The sequence below is a fragment of the Cohnella yongneupensis genome (genome assembly GCF_042655785.1).
GTDB classification, from domain to species: Bacteria; Bacillota; Bacilli; order Paenibacillales; family Paenibacillaceae; genus Cohnella; species Cohnella yongneupensis.
This window is the reverse complement of record NZ_JBHSNC010000027.1, coordinates 148,967-168,877: the sequence shown is the minus strand read 5'-3', so window position 1 is coordinate 168,877 and position 19,911 is coordinate 148,967. Positions and strand designations below refer to the sequence as shown.

Genomic DNA, 19,911 nt, shown 5'->3' with positions numbered 1-19,911 from the left:
TAAATCAGCCACTCTCCTCTAACCTAATTTTACGGGTAGGCAATGAACCGGCTTCCTTTTTTTACGCTTATAAAAACGCTTGCATAAATCGGACTCTCCGTTATAATACTTGTATACAAGTATACTTGAATAGCAAAGAAGGTGTGTTAATGGTCGAACCCAGGGAATTTTTATATCCCGTGAAGTGGCTTTCCAAAGCCTCCGCAGGCGATCGCGTGACCTCCGAACTGCGAATGCGCATTATTTCAGGGGAGACTGAAAGCGGTTCCATCTTGTCCGAAAATAAATTGGCTGCGGATTTCGCCGTCAGCCGCTCTCCCGTAAGGGAAGCGCTAAAGGTCCTGGCGTCCGAAAATATGATCCGATTGGAACGCATGGGCGCGGTGGTTGTCGGTTTGTCGAACAAAGAAATCGAAGAAATTTACGATGTCCGTCTGCTCATCGAATCGTTCGTATTCGAAAGGCTTGTCAAGATGGATACGGGCGAGCTGGCCAAGGAACTTAGCAAAATACTCGAAATGATGAAAGTCGCAGTCAAGTACGGAGATGCGGATGAGTTTTCTTTTCAGGACATTCTGTTCCACGAGACGATTATCCGATACGTTCAACATTCGTATATCCTGATGATCTGGAATAATCTGAAGCCGGTCATGGAAGCCTTCATACTATTGTCGATGCGGGCGCGTTTCAAAGATAAGCTTGAGGACTTTACCCGGATCGTAAACAATCACGATCTCTACATTAAAGCGATCCAATCGAAAGACCGGGATCTTATGATCAAGTCGCTGCATGACAATTTCGACGATGTTCAAGGCAAAGTAGAAGACCTATGGCTATCGCAGCAGATGCTGTCCAAAGGAGTTCGGAACAATGACTGACTATATGCTCGGCGTAGATATCGGAACCACGAGTACGAAAGCCGTTCTGTTCAGCGAACGAGGCGAGGTCATCCAACATGAGAATATCGGATACCCGCTTCACACGCCGGATATCTCGACAGCCGAACAAGATCCGGAAGAGATTTTCAGAGCCGTCTTACAAGCGATGTCGAATATCATGAACCACCAAACGGACAAAAAGCTCTCGTTCGTTTCGTTTAGCAGCGCCATGCACAGCGTCATCGCGATGGACGAGCATGACCGGCCGCTGACGCCTTGCATCACTTGGGCAGATAATCGAAGCGAAAAATGGGCACATAAGATAAAAGTAGAATTAAATGGCCAAGAAGTCTATAAACGTACGGGCACTCCGATTCATCCGATGTCGCCATTGGCGAAAATCGCCTGGATCGTGCATGACCGTCCCGAGATCGCGGCCAAGGCGAAGAAATACATCGGAATCAAAGAATACGTGTTCCACAAGTTCTTTGACCGGTATGCCGTCGATCATTCCCTGGCTTCGGCCATGGGTATGATGAATCTCCAAACGCTGCAGTGGGATGAAGAGGCTTTGCGAATTGCCGGTGTCACGCCTGCGCAATTATCCGAGCTAGTACCGACGACGAATAGCTTTACCGGCTGCGATACGGAGCTAGCCGGAAAGATCGGCATCGATCCGCAAACGCCGTTCATTATCGGCGCGAGCGACGGCGTGCTCTCCAACCTGGGCGTCAATGCGATACGGAAAGGCGAAATCGCCGTCACCATCGGAACAAGCGGAGCCATTCGCACCATTATCGATAAGCCGCAAACGCATGAGAAAGGCAGAATCTTCTGTTACGCCCTGACGGAAAAGCATTGGGTCATCGGAGGACCGGTGAATAATGGCGGCATGGTCCTTCGGTGGATCCGCGACGAGTTTGCCTCGTCGGAAGTAGAGACGGCCAAACGGCTGGGCATCGATCCCTATGACGTGTTGACCAAGATCGCGGAACGCGTAAGGCCGGGAGCCGACGGACTGTTATTTCATCCGTACCTCGCCGGGGAACGCGCGCCGCTATGGAATCCGAACGTGCGCGGCTCATTCTTCGGTTTGACGATGTCGCACAAGAAGGAACACATGATCCGGGCAGCGCTGGAAGGCGTTATTTACGGTCTCTACACGGTATTCTTAGCGTTGACTGAGGTTATGGATGGACCCGTAACCCGGATCCAGGCGACCGGGGGCTTCGCAAGGTCGGATATGTGGCGGCAAATGATGTCCGATATTTTCGCTTCGGAAGTCATCGTTCCGGAAAGCTACGAAAGCTCCTGCCTGGGCGCTTGTATTCTAGGCCTTTACGCCACCGGCAAAATCGATTCGTTCGAAATCGTTTCCGAAATGGTCGGCAGCACGCATCGGCATACTCCGAACGAGGAAGCAACCAAGGAATACAGACAGCTACTGCCCATTTTCATTAGTCTTTCCCGGGCATTGGAAGAGGAATATACGCAAATCGCCGAATATCAAAGAAGTCTGATCCACAACTAGACCTACATCAGGAGGAATTACAATGCCATTAGTTATTGTCGCAATCGGAATCGTAGCGTTGCTGATTCTCATCATGAGCCTTAAATTGAACACCTTTATTTCTTTGATTATCGTATCGTTCGGCGTCGCATTGGCGCTCGGCATGCCGGTAGGGGATATCGTCAAGACGATCGAAACCGGCTTAGGCGGAACGCTTGGCCACTTGGCGTTAGTCTTCGGTCTGGGCGCGATGTTAGGCAAGTTGATTGCCGACTCCGGCGGCGCACAGCGGATCGCCATGACTCTCGTGAACAAATTCGGCGTGAAAAACATTCAATGGGCGGTCGTCGCGGCATCGTTCATCATCGGCGTGGCGTTGTTCTTCGAAGTGGGACTCGTTCTGTTGATTCCGATCGTATTCGCGATCTCCAGAGAGCTCCGGATCTCGATCTTGTATCTCGGCATTCCGATGACCGCGGCATTGTCCGTCACGCACGGTTTCTTACCTCCGCACCCGGGACCGACGGTCATTGCCGGCGAATATGGCGCCAACATCGGCGAAGTATTGCTTTACGGCTTCATCATTGCGATTCCTACCGTCATCTTGGCTGGACCCGTGTTCACGAAGCTTGCTAAGAAACTCGTACCTGACTCCTTTACCAAAACCGGCAATATCGCCTCTTTGGGCGAGCAAAAGACGTTTAAGCTGGAAGAAACGCCGGGCTTCGGCATCAGCGTATTCACGGCCATGCTTCCCGTTATCCTGATGTCGATCGCGACGATCATTACCTTGGTTCAAAAAACAGGGGGATATGCAGACAACAGCGTGCTCGCCGCGATCCGTTTTATCGGCGATGCTTCCACGGCCATGCTGATTTCCTTACTGGTTGCCGTGTATACGATGGGCTTGGCAAGAAAAATCCCGATCAAAGAAGTCATGGACTCCTGTACGACGGCGATCACCCACATCGGCATGATGCTCTTGATCATCGGCGGCGGCGGCGCCTTCAAGCAAGTACTAATTAACGGCGGCGTAGGCGACTACGTAGCCGATCTGTTCCACGGAACCTCGATGTCCCCGATCTTGCTGGCCTGGATCATCGCCGCCATCCTGCGTATCTCCTTGGGATCCGCCACGGTCGCAGCTTTGACTACCTCCGGGCTGGTCATCCCGATGCTGGAACAATCCGACGTGAATCTTGCGCTCGTCGTGCTTGCAACGGGAGCGGGCAGCTTGATCGCCTCTCACGTCAACGACGCCGGCTTCTGGATGTTCAAAGAATATTTTGGCCTCAGCATGAAAGAAACGTTCTCCACCTGGACCTTGCTCGAGACCATTATTTCCGTAGCCGGATTAGGATTTATCATGTTGTTGAGTTTGGTTGTTTAGAGGCGAGGAGATCAGTCCGTCTGCAGCGACTGTGGTAGGATGGATGCCAGTTAAGCGAACAATTGGATCGAGGAAAATATGGCTGATTATCCAAATTGTCCGGAATGCAATTCCGAATATACGTACGAAAACGGCGGGTTGCTCATTTGCCCGGAATGCGGTCATGAGTGGGTGAGCGGCAAAGATCGGCACCAAAGTCAAGAACATCCGCCTGGTCGAAGGCGATCACGACATCGATTGCAAAATCGACGGCTTCGGTGCGATGAAACTTAAATTCGAATTCGTTAAAAAAGTTTAAATGAGTGTACAGGAGGCCGTCCCGATTGGGGCGGCCTTGTTCTTACGTGAGTATTATGCTTCCCTTTATCTGGGCATCTGCATAGGATAAAGCGACAATCCGTTAAAGGAGGCGTAATCCAATTAATACTCACTGGGGTTATAACTATTATTGGGACTATTACAGAAACTTTATATTGAATGATTATGGTCCAATGCCGTTCGTGGTGAATATTGACCAGGCAGCTAAGCTAAACAACAATTACCGCACCGCATTATGGACGGGACAACATTTTCAAGTTACTTTGATGAGCATTAATGTCAGTGAAGACATCGGTCTGGAAGTCCATCCGACTACCGACCAATTTATAAGGATCGAAGACGGACAAGGGCTCGTTCAAATGGGTCCCAGCAAGGATCACTTGGACTTCCAAACTATGGCATATGATGGCTTTGCGATTATGGTACCTGCCGGAACATGGCACAATGTAACCAATACGGGTAATCGGCCGCTTAAGGTTTACGTGATCTATGCACCGCCTCAACATCCATACGGCACGGTGCACCAAACGAAGGCTACTGCGATGGCCAGCCACGATTGACTTCAGAGCAAAAAATACAGAGCAACGGCATTTCGCCGTGCTCTGTATTGAACTTCTCATACTACTCTGCGCATTTCCGTCCTATTCCTCGCCGACCGCTACTGCACTCTCACTGTAAGAAATCCAATCACTCCAATTATAGCTCTCTCTTGGAAACCTCAATCCTACTTGAAAACTGTAAACGAGCCTTTATTTCGATCCTGGAACACCAGATACCCCTTAACATTACCGATGTAATCTGAATAAGAAAATTCATCATTTCCTATTTGGCGTAACCCAGACCCATCTAATTTAATAGCAAATAATCCGCTATTCTGTCCCTCTGTATCCTCGGCCGTAAAATAAACCCAACCGTTTAAAATATCTAGAGGCTCTACGGACCAGCCATTTATTTTTCTAACTTTCTCTTTATTCTTAAAGATAAGATGGAGATAGGACATTTCTGTCTCTGCGTCCTTCTCCGTAAAGACAAATGAGTCTGAGTCAATGTCACCTATATAATCGGAGTATTCGACCTCAAAAGCAGACAATACTTCCTCATCTTTATTTTCGGATTCCAAGCTATATTCCTCTTCCAGCGGTTCAATGTACTTTTCTCCACTCGAAGGCCACGGGTTACGAACTAATGGAAAATATATATCTTCTCCCTCTTCTATTGGTCCAGTACTGCCAATGTAGTATCGATACTTTTTATCTCCCACATCCAATACGGTTGGACTTACTCTTACCTTTGACTTCCCATTCAAAGATATACGGTAAACAGAAGGCTCCATTCCCATACTGCCTTTTACATAATAAATGCTATTCTTTTTTAGAAAAAAATAATCAATATTCCCTTCGTTTGTAAGCCTCTTTATTTTTTTGGTTGAAATCTCAAGTTGGTAAATATCACTTTTGCGATTTTTATCATACTTAAGTAGGTAAACAGATTCGTAATTCTGATATAAAACGTTACCATAATTCCCTGAAATCACAGCGGAAGTCTTTGTTGTTTTGGAAGTGATAACCGTTTGATATAGACCTATTTCACTCTTGGCCCAGTAAATAGTCAAAGGTTCCTTTGGGTTCATTACAGCAATTTTCTTGGCTGTTATCTTTAGTTCAGGTACGTTGCCGGGACTTGGTGCTTTTCTAACGGCTCCAGTAAGCATCGAAAGTACAAGAACTCCCGCAATAAGAACAAGAATAATTCGTTTAATTAATCATCACACCTTTACAAAATTATACAAACGTTTATTAATACTTCTTCAATGAGAAAGAGCTCAATATGTCGGTAGACAGGAGTTAGTTTGAAAGAAATTATTATGTAGAGACCGCATGGCGATGTATTTAAAGGTTGCATACTGCTATACCTTGCTCGGTTGTTCTTCATCCCCCACCGCCACCGGATTCCCCTCATACGAAATCCAATCACTCCAACTGTCAAATTGTTTGCATTACCGAGACTCACATTACTACTCCATCCCTGACCACCCTAGCAAGTTCCAATAATTTAAGTAGAGAAGAAAGGCGGTTTGTAACATTATTAGAAGCACTCGGCCCGAACCAAGCAGGATATCCCAAACTCTCCGCTCTACTAGGGGTTTCCGTTTGCTTCGTTCTTTCAACCATCGTATAAGTTCAATAGCCAAGAGCAGCGCCGCAATCATGGGGAGACTGAGAACAATCGCCATACTCCACTGATCAATTCCTGTATCGTTCATCCCATTGAATAGGACAGCGACTCCAACACAGAACGCAACATAGATTCCGCATACAATGCCCGGAATTGATCGCCACATGGATCGGTTTCGCAAGCTAATAACCGTCCAGACTAGCGTCCCTACAGCAAATAACAATACAAATCCCGCAATAATAGTCCAATGGAATCGTTCATCCTCATACCAATCGATTCGCTGAAAATCTGCCGCAGGCGAACCTGAAAACTGTAGAAAAAGTCCATCTCTATCCTTGTAAGAAGCCAGTAAACTATTTCCCATCAAAGTTTTCCATCGGCCGCTCTTATCATAGAAAAAGGTTCCGGGAGTGCCTATTCCACTAACCGTAATAGTACCGTCTTCATTTGCCGCAACGGTCACTCTAATATTTTGCGGTAGCGTTGCAATCTTATAGACCGATTCGGATGTATGTCGGGTTATAAGATATCGCCCCACCAAGTCCTCTGCAGACAGTGCCTCGGATACTGAAGTTTGCTTGCTATTGGGAGCTGTTGTAGTTGCCGTCCATGGGATGAATCGATTTATGAAGCTATTCATCAGATCATATGGTAATTCAGAGCTTCCTACTCCGTTGACCGCAACGAACACCCCTATATTTTTCTCAGGAATCAGCCACAAATTACTATACCAACCAGGGAGTCCCCCATCGTGCCAGATGATCTGCGTCCCCTTGCTCCATACTTGGATAACAAAGCCGTAACCCATACCACCAAGCGCCGGATTAAAAGAACTTTGAAGGGACATCATCTTAGTTCTAGTATCCTTTTGCAAAATTTGTTGTTCTGCCTTATCGCTTTCTTGCAAGAACGACATCATGAATTTACCCATATCGGAAGCCGTTGTGAACAGCCCTCCAGCAGGGATATAAGCGGGTTTGACGTTCCACTCTCGCATCGGCTCGGCGTCTGCACCGTAGGGGACCGCCAATTGAGATAGGATTGCTGGTTTCGGACGAAAGCTGCTATTATTCATCTGCAACGGCTGCAAAATATAGTCGTCGATATATTGCGCGAACGAAACGCCGGATTGTCGTTCAACGATATAACCTGCGAGGCTCATCCCGAAATTACTGTAGCTTTTGACAACACCCGGATCTCTTAGAATAGGAGGTATGTATATGTTCTTGAAGTCCTCCAAACCCGCATCAGGAGAAGGAGGCCAGTTCCAGTCTGCAATCTGAGCCGTATCATCGAATCCTGCCGTATGCGTAAGCAGATGAGTCAATTCGATCGGGTGGTCTTTGCGATTAGGAATGCGAAAAGGTAAATAGTCGTTAATATCTGCATCCAATTGAATTTTCTCTTGTTCCGCTAACTGCATGACCGCCGATGACGTAAAAAGTTTAGAAATCGAACCGACACGGTATACGGTCGAATCGGGATCTGCTTTGAGCTTATGCTCTTTGTCTGCATACCCGTAGCCTTGCGAGAACAACACACCCTCGCTGTTTACCGAAATGATCACAGCCCCTGGAGTCTTGTCTAATTTACCAGTCATATATCCATCGAAAAAGGCTGACAACTCTTTCGTATTCCATTCCATAGGAACTGCACTTGTTCTTGAGGCATAACCTAAGAAGAAACATATCATAAGCACCATTGTGACAGCCTTGCGAATCCGATCTGCAATACTCTCTCCAAAAACCAGCCTTCATCCCTCCAGTCTCTTCGTATTATTTTACCATATTTTGTATTTGTCTTTGTTGATTTTATGTTGATCGGTTCGTTTAATTCATTTGTATTGTTGACCTGCAATAGTTGTGGGATTGCAGTACCTCTATGTTAGGTAAATCCTGAATCCTTTGTTTACATGGATATAGAAGCGCGTTCAGTCGACCCGTTAGGAAAGTATTTTCTGGTGCCGCGTGTTGACTCCTTGTTGACTTCGGAGCATAAAAAATACATCGCCTGGGCGTTTATGACCCTTGGAGATGTATTCAAAAATTGCGGACTATTAAATGCTTTGCGGTTCTTCTTCGTCTCCTGTGGCCACCGAATTCCCCTCATAACTAATCCAATCGCTCCAACTGTCAGATTCCCTTTTGGAGCCTCTTCTTTGAATACATCGAGATGTACCATAAAGTACCGTTTTAATCGATTCGCTCATTGCTCGGTCAGGTTCATTAGGCCAACGCAGCGGCCAGAATCTATCTCACTTGCTTAGGTTGCAAGTTGTTGAATGTTGTCTGCAAATAATCACAATTTGAGCTGTCGTCTTCGTTAGCTCAAAGATCAATGACCCCTAAATAGGTTTGCGACGGATCTGACGGCGGCGAGATAATCACGACTAGATGTGAACCGTCAGGCGACCATTGATAATCGTTAATAGTTATGTAATCTTGTGTTAATAGCTTCATTCGATTTCCTTCTTTGTCGGCAAGCGCGATTTTGGTACCTTCAACGACAGTGGGGGAGATATACACATTCCCACCAATTAAATAAGCAAGTCGCGTTCCATCGGACGAAAATTGAAATTGCGAAGGGCCGAACCATGCGCCATTCCGCTCGCTTTCGTAATAAAACACGGGCTGGGAAGGATCGTCTGACGTTGTTGTGTTAATGCCCGAATACTCATCAAATCCGGACGGCCAGGCAACCTCGGACTTTACCTCGCCGTCCGAACCATATAACCTAAATGATCCTTCAGCACTAACGAACAATTGCTTAGAAGTCGGATCAACAAAGTAATCCAAATGATCGAACTGGGAAGTATCTACCACTTGCTGCTCTACACCGCTTTTTATGTTAACGATATTTGCACCGATGACATCGTCGTATCCATTATCCGCAATAAGTGACACGCCCGGTTCCAGCCACTCTATGCTTCCCCAAAAGCCTTCGTCAAACGGCAATATGCTCGTTTTACCCGAAACGATATCGTACCGAGCCAATTCGTAAACCGGGCCTGCATCAGCTTCAAACCACTCACCCGTACCCTGCAAAAACAGAAAGCCAGAGGAGTCCGGCAGCCATAACGGCTGATCATCCACTTCTCCCGTAGTCCATTGCTTCTCTTCTCCCGTTGATTGATCTACGCCCCACAAGCCGTTTTTGCCTGTAACATAGCGGACCGACCAATGGCCGTCAGGACTCTTCTCACTATAGTCCATATCCAAGGTGATCTGATCACCAGTCAGCCTGTATTTTTCGTATTTTCCGTCATCATATGTGAACCATCCGACGTCACCTTCTCCGATCGGATACAAGTTGCCATCCAATTCAACTTTGCTCTCCCATACCACGGTGGGCTGGCCGGTTTGTAAGTTCACACTTACAATCCTCGTCGTCCTCAAATCGTAATTCCACGCGGACAATATGACTTTGCCCGAGTCGATGGCCACCAAACTTCCCCAATTAAATCCTTCTGTCGATAACTTGATTACTTTCGAGAAATTGCGCTGGAGCAAGGCTTCGGTCGAGTTAGCTGACTCTATTGGCTCTTCCTTAGCAGGGGAAGCCTCAATAGTAGGAGCTAGAGTCTCTGAAAGCGAAGGCTCAGGCGTCGCTTGAGTTTCCAGTTTAATCGATTTATTGCCGCAGGAAGTCATCGTAACAGTGAGTGCTACGATTAATGTTCCTATTAACAGATAACGATACAATGGCTACACCTCGTGGGTTAACAAATAATTACATATATTAAGACGCAAGCGATAAATAAATGTTGCGATATCCTGCTGCCCGTTTGTAGTGACATTTCCATTTTGAGAACAGAGATTCCTATATGACAACGTTAAAAGCAACATGAATGATTGGCATTCGCTGTGGTTGCAATGTACCTCCATTGTTGATTCAATGTTGAATAAGATTTTCTTCCTTTGGGATTGTTGACTTATACCGAGAAAAATTCCAAAAACTTAGTTAGTAACCGTAAGAGGGCCGTTGTCCTGGCCCATTGTCTGTCCGTGATCAACCTTGCTTTGAGTATTTTAAGGAAGCGATTGTTGACTCCTTGTTGACTTCAAGCCATAAAAAATACAGAGCAATGGCGTTTAGCTCACCAATCTCTGTATTTAATCTAAGAATACTGCTATACGTTTTTAGGATCTTGTTCGTCTCCGGTAGCGATAGGATTCTCACTGTAAGAAATCCAATCACTCCAACTGTCGGTTAAAGTTCTAGATCCGTCACCATATGCAATAGGTATATTACAAAAATGGATTAGACATGCTAATTATGATAGAGTATTTAGATTGCCTACAAGGAGGACGATAAGCATGTCAGACCACCAAGGCAATTCCGAATTGCCGCTCAAAACTTGCACAATTGAGAAATTGGTGACAGTAAAACCCGATGTGGATAAAGTTATTGCGGGAATCAAAACGGCAACCCGCCGGAATGGGCGATATGCTGATGTAGGTGAAATTATGGAGCTTCAAGGGCATCGTTTTATAGTGGAGAAGGTTTATTTGCAATCGCTTGGCGAGCTGACAGACGAGCATGCTAAGCAAGAGGGATTCAATACTGTCGAGGAATACAAACAATTGATCCTATCTTATCACCCTGGTATGCCATGGCTTCCACACATGCGTGTATGGGTTCATGAATTTCGCCCCGTTCAGGAGTAGTTAAACGTGAATTTAGGGTATAAGTTGTTGCTTTATATTCATATCCTCAGTGCAATAATGTCCATTGGCCCATTCTTTGTATTCATTCCGGTCATTAGGAAGCTTCGAGTTGCGGAAGCTGCAGCGCAGAATGCCTACTTGGATACGTTCCGATCGGCCATTCGTTTAGCTAAGCATGCGGGTCATGTTCTGGTTGGATCGGGTATATTGCTTGTTGTTACGGGATCGTGGCCTTGGTCGACCTCTTGGATCTTACTGACTATCCTGCTCCTGACAGGGTCACTGCTTTTCTTGGCCCGCGCGTTCTCGCCGAAGATACGAAGATTTAATGAGCCTGACCAAGACAAAGATACCATTCTACGATTGATAGCTCGATCTGTATGGATCTATCTCGCGCTCTTGATGACGATGTTAGCGTTCATGGTCATAAAGCCTGTTTTTTGGTGAATCATTGGTTTAAACAACGCAATTAAAAGGGACAGGTAGGCCACTCTCTTTACTGGGTGACTCGCTCAGCCCTTTTTGTCTATATAGAGCATTGTGTGAAAAGTCTTGTTGCCCCCTATTGATCCGACTTGCCCGTACGTTCAGCAAAACAATACTGCTATACGTTTTTATGTTCCTCTTCATCTCCGTTGGCGATGGGATTGTCAGGATATCCAATTCAATCGCTCAAGCTTTCGGATTACTCCATTTGCTTAGTCGTAGTTGGCTTCCCGCTCTATAGCCTCTTTCGACTGAATCTTCACCTCTACCGTCTTTCCATCCTTTTCATACGCTGCAAAGGAAATTGTGAAATCGTCATATGTGTAGGTTAATCTATAATAGGGTGGGTCCAAATCAGATTCAGTTTTCACTTGATCTACCACGCCTTCTGTTCCCAAAAAGTGCTGGATTTCGGAAAATGTCATCCCTAACTTTGCCCCATTAATCTCAACATTTTCTCTGCAGAAGATGGAATTTAATTTTGAAAAATCATACACAAGGATCATCCCATATCGTTCATAGAACAATCCGTAGCCACGTTCAAATACACCTGCGTCCTTTAAGTACTCCCAATATTCTTCACCCAGCTTTTCAATCACTTGTTCCTGGGCTAGGCTTAGAAATTCCTTTATTTTGTTGAAATCTAAAGTATAAGCAATAGGCTTAATCTGATTGCTGTCCGAATCGTAAAAGTTGCCCTCAGTGTTCCTATAAATATGCAAATCATCTGTTGGGCCCTCTCGATCCTCCATCCCAAATCTAACCGTAATGTTGCCAATATCATACACTAGTGAGTAATTAGGCGGATACCATTCCGGATCCAATGTATGATCGATGAGTTCTCCTTCTCCCAGAATCTCTCTGACCTCAGGGACTGTCATACCTAACTTGGCACCATTAATGTCGGCTGATCCCTCATCGCAAAAAATGGTTTCGATCCGATCCCCACTATCGTCAAAAACTATATCTATCCCAAATTGTTGATAATAGATTCCTGATCCAAAATGGGTGTCACCATTATAATAAAACAGAGAATAATCCATACCTAGCTGTTCAATGACTGGCTCTCTATCCAGGTTAACTATAGCTTGAATATGCTTCAAATCTGGTTTGAATGCAGCACGTGAAGCGATTGATGCATCATATGCATTATTTCTTTGGAGCTCGAGTCGGGTGGTCGGGCTCTCCTCATCTTTGGCTGTAAACCGAACAAAGAATTGACCAAAGTTGTACGATAGTTCGTAAGAGGGCTTGTCACCTGTCCTTATGTGCGTAACACCGTTTCCCAACAACTGAATAATGCCGTTAGGCTCCATGCCTAAATTAACGCCAGCAATATCTACTAGCTCATTGCAATAAATCGTTTCTATGCGCCCCGTCTTCTCATCGAATATGATACTTAGCCCAAGCTGTTCATACAGTAATCCTTTTCCTGGCTGTAGATCGCTGCCGACGTACTTGGTATAGGATTGACCCAGTTTTTCGATAACTTGCTCTTTGTTTAGCCCCATAATTTCTTTTAGAGTATCGAAATTGGTTGCGGAAGCTTCCTGTTCATTCACAATCTCTACCGATGACTCCAAATTCTCATCGTTACTACTGGATGGATCAGATAAAGCAGATTCTTTGGGTTGATCTATTGGTTGATCTATTGGTTGATCTATTGGTTGATCTGATGGTTGATCTGATGGTTGATCTGATGGTTGATCTATTTCTATTGATTTGAGAGTCGGCTGAGCAGTTTGAACCTCTGCCCCCTCTCCTCCGAAGCAACCCGTGAGGCATAGTGCACAAATGATAAGTAACAGCATCCTTCTCATTCCATCATCATCCACTTTCTCCAATTTATCTTCTAATAGCTCCAATTATAGTTAATAACCGATGGCAATGGTAGAAAAATGTAACTCGCTAATCCATAGCATAAGGATTGTTGATTTTATGTTGAATGGATATCCGATGACTTTTTCTCGTTGACCTATAAAGAATGGGCCTGAAGGCCTCCGCAAAGGTAGGTTGGGCTATTCAGTCCTTTTACTGTCTATAAAGCGCATTTTAAAGCATATGAGCCACGTGTTTGGTTCGACCCACACTGTAAGTACTTTCACGAACCAATTGTTGACTCCATGTTGACTTCGAGGCATAAAAAATACAGAGCAATGGCGTTTAATTCACCATGCTCTGTACCAAAATCGATGTACTGCTATACGTTTTTCAGTTCTTACTCATCCCCGCTGGCAACCGGATTCCCCTCAAAACTAATCCAGTCGCTCCAGCTATCAGATGGCTGACTTTAGCTAGACTTAACCTTTTGTTTGCAAACTTTTATACGGAAAGCACACAAGTGCCGGAATTGAGCGGCAATTATCATAATCGACATACTAATTAAACGGTATCAATCCGAAATAATTACAAGACCAAGCATTGCGCATTATTATCAAAATAGACTTGCGATTAAAAATCAGCCTCTTTATGATGTTTTTTTATATTTCTTTAGTGCAGCAGCATTTTCAATGGAAGTCTTAAATCTTTCCATAGCTTCGATTACAAAATCATATAAATTATTAAAAGCATCTTCGGAAATCTCTTTTAACTCTCCATGTGCTATTGAATTTCTACTATCTACTAATTCACGATCAATAAAAGGTGATTTCATCTCCCAGTATGAATCGAAATCAAGACCAATAGATGTCATTATATCTTGGAGAATCTCAGCATCCAAATTCGAATTGGTATCTATTGTTTCTGTGTTTATTGAAGACTGATTGAGATTAATCAACAAATCATTTATAAGGTTTAAATGGGGACTTGTTCTTTTTGATCTACCGGTTGTTGTAATTCTTTCTTTTAGAGCAAGTGCAATGAAGTTGTTTGTTAACTCACTCAGATTAATACTTAAGCGAGATATATAGTCTAGATAAGCCATTGAAGAATTCTTAATAAACCCTTCCCAGTGAGCATAAATGATTGTTGTACTAGCACGCATTAAGGCTTTCTTCTCATGATCTCTTTTCATACTCATTATTAGAAACTTTAGGGTTGTTAACTCGCGCTTTCTAAGCGAGCAAGTCGTATCTAAAAAATTTTGGAGTTCGATCTCACTTCTGATTTTCATAGCTTAAACATCTCTCGTCCTAAACCGATAGTATTCGGTATTCTTGTCGAGGCTCTAATTCCTTGCCCTGATGATAAACTGAATCTTCTTTCAGCAGGTAAGGCCTTGTGAACTTCAATAATCTTCTCATCATGAATGATGTTTTCGGCATTACCCAAATAATAAGACATTCCAATTGCAATAATTTCAAAAATAGAGATAAGCATTGCACCTTGCGCAGTATCTTTGACAGCATTGTATCGCTTGAAGCTTTTATCACCAAGAACTCTAGCCAGAGGTTCAAATGTTCTTTTAAAAGCAATTTCATTTTCTTCTTTATTAAAAGAAGGATCCTCCGCTAATGAAACGATTTTATCAGTTAAAAATGTTCCTAATTCAGAGATGTTTGTCAGTTCATCCAGTTCTAAGTTTCGAAATACAATAAACCTAGTAATTAACTCAAGATCAAATTGTTCTTCTAAAGCTCGATCAGACATAATAATACATTCTTTAAAATATTCTCGAGTTGATAATTCTGAGATCCAGCTAAAAAATCCAGGGTTTGTCATTACAAGGATCGCATTTCGAACTTCTTGATCGGTAGCAGGGGTGCCCCCTGTATTCAGTCTCTGAAACAGCTCGTATTTAGATGTAGGGTCACTTTTTGAAAGAACTATATTCACATCTATACGTGATCTTTTTATTCTTAACTTAGCTTCGTTGGGAAGTTGCAGGTTACTATCTTCATGATTCCAACTTGTACCCTCTAAGCTTGGAAGATATTTGGTACGGGTCAATATAAGGGGGCTCTTTTTATTACCGTCAATATGTAGTAAATCGCCTGTAGTTTCTAGAATAGTTGACATCCTCTGCAATCCATCAATGATTTCCCAAGTACCATCTTCTAATTGAGAAATAAATATTGAGGGAACAGGAATTCCAAGAATTAATGATTCAACTAACCTTGATTTTTGTTCAGGTGTCCACCTAAACAAACGCTGATACTCAGGTCGTAACAACAGTTCTCCATCTTTATACATTGCAATTAATTCTCCAACTGACATTGAGTAACGATCTGTAGCCACTTCTTTATTTTTCTCCATGATTTCTTCAATTAATGACAAATAGATCACACACCTTGTATTCTATTTACGAACAAATATCAGCTATTTCGTTCTAATTGACTTTAGTTTAACATGAATTTCCAAAAGGTAGAAATGCAAAGTTAGATGAGCTATTCTGCAATTCAATACGGCTTGCAATGGTTACTTTTGAAAGGATCGCTTTTTGCAGAGCCGAAACCTCTGGCAGGCTGGAGAATCCACAACAAGATCGTTGACTTTGCGTTGATTCTCGTTCTTGTTGCGTTACGTTGTTGACTTACCTATAGCTATAATGGGACGTCCTAGCCTCATGTTTATCTGTACTGCGTATTGCAGGGAATGCGAGTGGATATTTGATTTAGCTCGCTTTGTAAGTATTTTCAAGTAGCGTGTGTTGACCCCGTGTTGACTTCAGATATAGAAAAATACATCGCCAGTGTGCATAAGCCACTTGGCGATGTATTCAAGAACTGCATACTGCTATAAGTCACTCGGACATCATTCTTCTCCGGTTGCAATTGTGTTGTCGTTAAATGAAATACAATCGCTCCAACTAAAGTATTTCGTCATAAGACGTTGCTTCGCTGCTGCCCCTTGTAAGTATTTTCATGAACCACTTGTTGACTCCGTGTTGAATCGAAGCCCATCCGGAGATCTTTTAGAGCCCCCGCGTTGCCGTGTACCAAATTCACGAACGCCCCGTCCGTCGCGGTTTCTTGGCTCTTACTCGTCTCCTTTACCGATTGGGTTGGACGGGTAAGAAATCCAATCCGACCATTTGTAAAATTAACTTTTACTTTTCGATGAAGTAGGCGGTTTATTTTTTCTTAACAGGTATCCAAATTTCTCCTGTAACATTGATTGCCATTCCATAGTACATCTCAAAGCTAGGGCCTTCAACCTGTTCGTGTTCAGAAGTCGGGAACCACTCGGAATAGATTCGTTCCCATAATCGTTGCAGATCGCATTGCGGTTCCGGGAAGATCGCCCACGTTAATGCAGGAACAGAAAGCTTTGTAAATCTTTCTGGAATTTCGAGTCCCTTCGGCAAGTTGTAACACACCATGTATTTGAAATTTTCTCTAGTGTGATCATATAAGGCAGCATGCAAAACTGTGTCTCCAAATCGTCCCAATAATTCGTTCATTAGAGCAACACTACCGTCTTCATCACATTTTTTTCGGAATATAGGAACTTCAGAAAATGCTGTTTTCTGGTCCGGATTTATAAGACCGTAGACTCCGAACATCTCGAAAGACCCTCTTTGTTCAATGCGGTAATTCATTTCGACATCTCCTCTAATTGAAATATGAAAGGACATTCGAGGATAGGCTTTTAGCGTAACACCCTGATCGCGCGCGGACATCGGCATGATTCCATGAAGATTCTTGAATGCACGTGCAAACGCTTCTGGCGAATCATATCCATATTTCATGGCTACCTCGATAACCTTCGCATCCGTGGTCTGGAGCTCGAACGCCGCCAACGTTAGACGTCGACGCCGAATATACTCAGATAACGATACGCCGGTTATAAAAGGAAACATTCTTTGAAAATGATACGTCGAGCAATAGGCTTTCCGCGCAATTTCATCATAGGAGATGCTGGCCGTTAAATTTGCTTCGATGTAATCCATGGCGCTATTCATTCTGTCCAGCCAATCCATCGCGTCCCCTCCCTTCGAGATCAATCTTATCGGAGATAAATATTGAATGCCTTGCATTTACTGCACGAAAAAGTCAGTATGTCGAATTACACTTACTTAAAGACCATAATAACACGGTCGTTGACTTAGTGTTGATTAACCACTTTGGCAAGCTAGACTGTTGAGCGGTCTGTTGAACCGCTGAGGTCAGCCAGCAAGAAACATAGCAGAAGGCATAGCGTCTGTTCGCTTTTTTACAAAGCGATCAGTCGTTTTTTTGCGGCCAAAATCAACTTGCCGGATTTCCATAGAAACTCGAAGTTTTTGAGCCCGATGAAATCCATATGGAACAGATCCGTTCTGAAGTCGAATTGCACGAACGCGTAATATACGCCGATCATCGGAAAGTAGTTATTAATGAGAAAGTACACGAGTACCGGCATCAGCATGAGAAACAATATGCGGTTTTTGACGAGTTCGTGGATGATCCCTTTTTTCTTGAACATGTTCTACGCGCCCCTCCTTGGTCTCTTTGTCTTTGCCGCGATGTGGACTCCAGTGATTGCTAGATATTGGCTTCGTATCGGGCTGATTCCAACTATAGAGGGTCGGCTGAAAGTGAAGTAGTGTAAATACAGTTCACTCGTGTACATTCCAGCGATTTGTTCAGTGAACGATTCTGACTTCTGTGCACTGGGATCGCGATTTCGGCACAAAAAGACACGCCATTCGGTGGGATGGCGTGCCTTTTTAGGTGCTAAAAATTACTTTTCCTTGTCTTCCGATTGCGGTTTCCGTCAATCTTCTGCCGAAATTTTGCTATCGACGGGACTAAGTGCCGGATTTGTTCCTCAGCAGCCGCTTCCGCATAGTCAAAAAAATAGTCGCACGAATACGGTATAACCAAGACTATATGGATATTGGACGTGATGATTATTAAGTATACGGATACGAAAAACGGGTTCAGCCTTCAATTACCCGGTTGGTGGAGGCGCTACATTGTCGTTAAACGTACGAGCCGGCTAGGCGACTTACAATTTCTATTCAAGTACAAAGGCAAGGTGTATATCGACGTGCTCACCGTGAGCGTGTATCGCATGACCCGCAAACAATGGCGCGCGCAATACAAGGATTCCCCTATCATCTTCCTCGCCGAGCGTGATGGACGGATCTTCGCCTATTCTCTGCCTGAGGAGATGCCTGACGAATTTCTCAATAAGGCCGGGGATGATTACGATTATAAAAAATACGGCAGGCCGATTCGCATGCTAAGGCGAATGGTCAACAAGGATGTCCCTAAGATCGTCAAGACGCTTAAGTTGATTAATCGTAAAACGACTAGATGATCTCGCGCCTATGCCGAAGAACGAAATAGAGCGCCAGACAACAAACCGCGCATACAAGCGCAAGCAACGCGATGAACGCATAACCCGCTTGCATACCGAGAAGCTCACTCTCCGACGAGCCTCTCCGTGCGAATAACCCGCGAACCCCATCAATCAAGTACCCGATCGTCAAATTGCAGATGACGCTTGCGATGCCCATCATCGTTACGATGAACGTGATGGCCGTATCCGTTCCTTTCGGGTAAAACTTCGCGATCATCGCCATAACGGTCGGATAGATCGGAGCGATGCCGACGCCCGCGATCGCGAACATAATCGCTCCGGATTCGCCGACGAGCACGGCGGCCAAACTGCATAGACCGGATAGCGCCGCGAACAGCATGACGGACACGGTATAGCCTATCCGGTCCGTGATCGGGCCGAGGATCAGCCGCGCCAGCATGAAGAAGAGGAAGAACAACGACAACATGCCCGAGGCGTCTTCGACGTTCCAGTCGTAGGCTTTCTCCAAGAAGTTGACAAGCCAGCTTCCGATAGCCAGCTCCGAGGCGACGCCGAACGAAAGAATCGCGACGATGAGCCAAGCGATCGGATCTCGCAGCATCGTGCGGTAAGAGACGCGTTCTTCCTCCGGATGCGTCTCCTCGGGGAACTTGCCTATGAGCGACGGGATGATCGGTAGGACGGACAGCGCCAATATGATCGCGTACATGCCTCTCCAGCCGATCTCTCCCCCTCCGAACGGAGCCGGCCAACCCATCATCGAAGCCGCGAAGATCGGGGCGACCGTCGAGCTGAGTCCGTAGAAGAAATGGGCCACGTTCATCATCGTGCCCGTGTTGGTGACGAAGATGCGAGCCGCCATAATCGCAAGCCCGATCTCCAGCATCCCGTTGCCGATATAAAGCAGGAAGTACGAAGCGGTCAAGGAAGCATAACCGGATGACAGGTAGATGAAGAAGCCCGCTATCGTCATGGACGCGAAAGCCGCGATGCCGGTCCAGCGAATGCCGATCCGCCGTGCGAGCGCGGAGGTGAACATACAGGCAACCAAATAGCCGAGCGAATTGAGCGCCAGCAATTGCCCTAATTGACCTTCGTCTAACCCGAAATCCAGCTGTATGCGAGGAATCGCGGGTCCCTTAATATTTTCCGATAGTCCAAAAATAAGAAATCCGCCAAAGACGACGAAGAGCAGCATAAGCATATTCATACGAGAACGACTGAAACTAGGCAAAAGGCGACCTCCTACAGGTGAAAGCATGATGACATGAGCGCCTCGGCGCCTTGTTCGAATGGTCG

The 19,911-nt window shown here is 45.0% G+C and carries 15 protein-coding genes and 2 pseudogenes; 8 read left to right on the top strand and 9 right to left on the bottom strand.

Translation table 11 applies throughout. The features are described from left to right. The first annotated feature begins 149 nt into the window (after positions 1-149). The 5 genes and pseudogenes from ACFPQ4_RS09705 (at position 150) to ACFPQ4_RS09685 (ending at position 4,656) form a co-directional block, all read left to right on the top strand. Positions 150-878 carry a GntR family transcriptional regulator gene (locus ACFPQ4_RS09705; protein ID WP_378111617.1) on the top strand — a complete coding sequence of 243 codons (729 nt, stop codon included), beginning with the start codon at positions 150-152 and terminating at the stop codon, positions 876-878. Further along, a complete protein-coding gene (gene gntK, locus ACFPQ4_RS09700) occupies positions 871-2,409 on the top strand; it encodes a gluconokinase (protein WP_378111616.1) in 1,539 nt (512 codons plus the stop codon). The genes ACFPQ4_RS09705 and gntK overlap by 8 nt, the downstream gene beginning before the upstream one ends. Before the next feature lie 22 nt (positions 2,410-2,431). Further along, the gene (locus tag ACFPQ4_RS09695; protein WP_378111615.1) at positions 2,432-3,778 is read left to right on the top strand and encodes a GntP family permease; all 1,347 of its coding nucleotides are present in this window, start codon (positions 2,432-2,434) and stop codon (positions 3,776-3,778) included. 78 nt (positions 3,779-3,856) lie between these two features. Then, positions 3,857-4,076, top strand: a pseudogene (locus ACFPQ4_RS09690) (alkylphosphonate utilization protein). Between the two features lie 121 nt (positions 4,077-4,197). Further along, positions 4,198-4,656: a cupin domain-containing protein gene (locus ACFPQ4_RS09685; protein ID WP_378111692.1), complete on the top strand. Its 459-nt coding sequence runs from the start codon at positions 4,198-4,200 to the stop codon at positions 4,654-4,656. A gap of 164 nt (positions 4,657-4,820) precedes the next feature. Here the strand turns inward: ACFPQ4_RS09685 and ACFPQ4_RS09680 are convergent, their stop codons facing one another. From ACFPQ4_RS09680 to ACFPQ4_RS09670, 3 genes are all read right to left on the bottom strand, one after another. After that, entirely contained in the window at positions 4,821-5,807 is a 987-nt protein-coding gene (locus ACFPQ4_RS09680) for a TolB-like translocation protein (RefSeq protein WP_378111613.1), read from the bottom strand. 303 nt (positions 5,808-6,110) lie between these two features. Then, positions 6,111-7,916 (bottom strand): serine hydrolase domain-containing protein, encoded by a 1,806-nt coding sequence (locus ACFPQ4_RS09675; protein WP_378111612.1) that lies wholly within the window; start codon positions 7,914-7,916, stop codon positions 6,111-6,113. Positions 7,917-8,598: 682 nt separating this feature from the next. Beyond that, positions 8,599-9,972, bottom strand: a complete 1,374-nt coding sequence (locus ACFPQ4_RS09670) for a hypothetical protein (RefSeq protein WP_378111611.1) — start codon at positions 9,970-9,972, stop codon at positions 8,599-8,601. Positions 9,973-10,587: 615 nt separating this feature from the next. On the opposite strand from ACFPQ4_RS09670, the gene ACFPQ4_RS09665 reads away from it, so the two are divergent. Beyond that, entirely contained in the window at positions 10,588-10,938 is a 351-nt protein-coding gene (locus ACFPQ4_RS09665; RefSeq protein WP_378111610.1) for an ASCH domain-containing protein, read from the top strand. Positions 10,939-10,995: 57 nt separating this feature from the next. Further along, entirely contained in the window at positions 10,996-11,385 is a 390-nt protein-coding gene (locus ACFPQ4_RS09660) for a hypothetical protein (RefSeq protein WP_378111691.1), read from the top strand. Positions 11,386-11,636: 251 nt separating this feature from the next. Here the strand turns inward: ACFPQ4_RS09660 and ACFPQ4_RS09655 are convergent, their stop codons facing one another. The 5 genes and pseudogenes from ACFPQ4_RS09655 to ACFPQ4_RS09635 form a co-directional block, all read right to left on the bottom strand. Beyond that, complete coding sequence (locus tag ACFPQ4_RS09655; protein ID WP_378111609.1) at positions 11,637-13,244, bottom strand: PT domain-containing protein; 1,608 nt, start codon at positions 13,242-13,244, stop codon at positions 11,637-11,639. Between the two features lie 647 nt (positions 13,245-13,891). Then, positions 13,892-14,536 carry an MAE_28990/MAE_18760 family HEPN-like nuclease gene (locus ACFPQ4_RS09650; protein ID WP_378111608.1) on the bottom strand — a complete coding sequence of 215 codons (645 nt, stop codon included), beginning with the start codon at positions 14,534-14,536 and terminating at the stop codon, positions 13,892-13,894. After that, the gene (locus ACFPQ4_RS09645) at positions 14,533-15,639 is read right to left on the bottom strand and encodes a DUF262 domain-containing protein (protein WP_378111607.1); all 1,107 of its coding nucleotides are present in this window, start codon (positions 15,637-15,639) and stop codon (positions 14,533-14,535) included. The genes ACFPQ4_RS09650 and ACFPQ4_RS09645 overlap by 4 nt, the downstream gene beginning before the upstream one ends. Before the next feature lie 796 nt (positions 15,640-16,435). Further along, a complete protein-coding gene (locus tag ACFPQ4_RS09640) occupies positions 16,436-17,284 on the bottom strand; it encodes an AraC family transcriptional regulator (RefSeq protein ID WP_378111606.1) in 849 nt (282 codons plus the stop codon). Between the two features lie 269 nt (positions 17,285-17,553). Further along, positions 17,554-17,763 (bottom strand): annotated as a pseudogene (locus ACFPQ4_RS09635) (sugar ABC transporter permease); the annotation flags it as partial. Positions 17,764-18,192: 429 nt separating this feature from the next. On the opposite strand from ACFPQ4_RS09635, the gene ACFPQ4_RS09630 reads away from it, so the two are divergent. Then, a complete protein-coding gene (locus tag ACFPQ4_RS09630) occupies positions 18,193-18,609 on the top strand; it encodes a hypothetical protein (protein ID WP_378111605.1) in 417 nt (138 codons plus the stop codon). Here ACFPQ4_RS09630 and ACFPQ4_RS09625 read toward each other — a convergent pair. Next, positions 18,602-19,822 (bottom strand): MFS transporter, encoded by a 1,221-nt coding sequence (locus tag ACFPQ4_RS09625; RefSeq protein ID WP_378111690.1) that lies wholly within the window; start codon positions 19,820-19,822, stop codon positions 18,602-18,604. The two genes, ACFPQ4_RS09630 and ACFPQ4_RS09625, sit on opposite strands and share 8 nt — an antisense overlap. Positions 19,823-19,911: the final 89 nt, after the last annotated feature.

Coding starts and splice junctions, on each gene's coding strand:
- ACFPQ4_RS09705 (WP_378111617.1), top strand. CDS start 150: ATGGTCGAACCCAGGGAATTTTTATATCCCGTGAAGTGGCTTTCCAAA.
- gntK (WP_378111616.1), top strand. CDS start 871: ATGACTGACTATATGCTCGGCGTAGATATCGGAACCACGAGTACGAAA.
- ACFPQ4_RS09695 (WP_378111615.1), top strand. CDS start 2,432: ATGCCATTAGTTATTGTCGCAATCGGAATCGTAGCGTTGCTGATTCTC.
- ACFPQ4_RS09680 (WP_378111613.1), bottom strand. CDS start 5,807: ATGCTTACTGGAGCCGTTAGAAAAGCACCAAGTCCCGGCAACGTACCT.
- ACFPQ4_RS09675 (WP_378111612.1), bottom strand. CDS start 7,916: ATGGAATGGAATACGAAAGAGTTGTCAGCCTTTTTCGATGGATATATG.
- ACFPQ4_RS09665 (WP_378111610.1), top strand. CDS start 10,588: ATGTCAGACCACCAAGGCAATTCCGAATTGCCGCTCAAAACTTGCACA.
- ACFPQ4_RS09660 (WP_378111691.1), top strand. CDS start 10,996: ATGTCCATTGGCCCATTCTTTGTATTCATTCCGGTCATTAGGAAGCTT.
- ACFPQ4_RS09655 (WP_378111609.1), bottom strand. CDS start 13,244: ATGAGAAGGATGCTGTTACTTATCATTTGTGCACTATGCCTCACGGGT.
- ACFPQ4_RS09650 (WP_378111608.1), bottom strand. CDS start 14,536: ATGAAAATCAGAAGTGAGATCGAACTCCAAAATTTTTTAGATACGACT.
- ACFPQ4_RS09640 (WP_378111606.1), bottom strand. CDS start 17,284: ATGGATTGGCTGGACAGAATGAATAGCGCCATGGATTACATCGAAGCA.
- ACFPQ4_RS09630 (WP_378111605.1), top strand. CDS start 18,193: ATGATTATTAAGTATACGGATACGAAAAACGGGTTCAGCCTTCAATTA.
- ACFPQ4_RS09625 (WP_378111690.1), bottom strand. CDS start 19,822: ATGAATATGCTTATGCTGCTCTTCGTCGTCTTTGGCGGATTTCTTATT.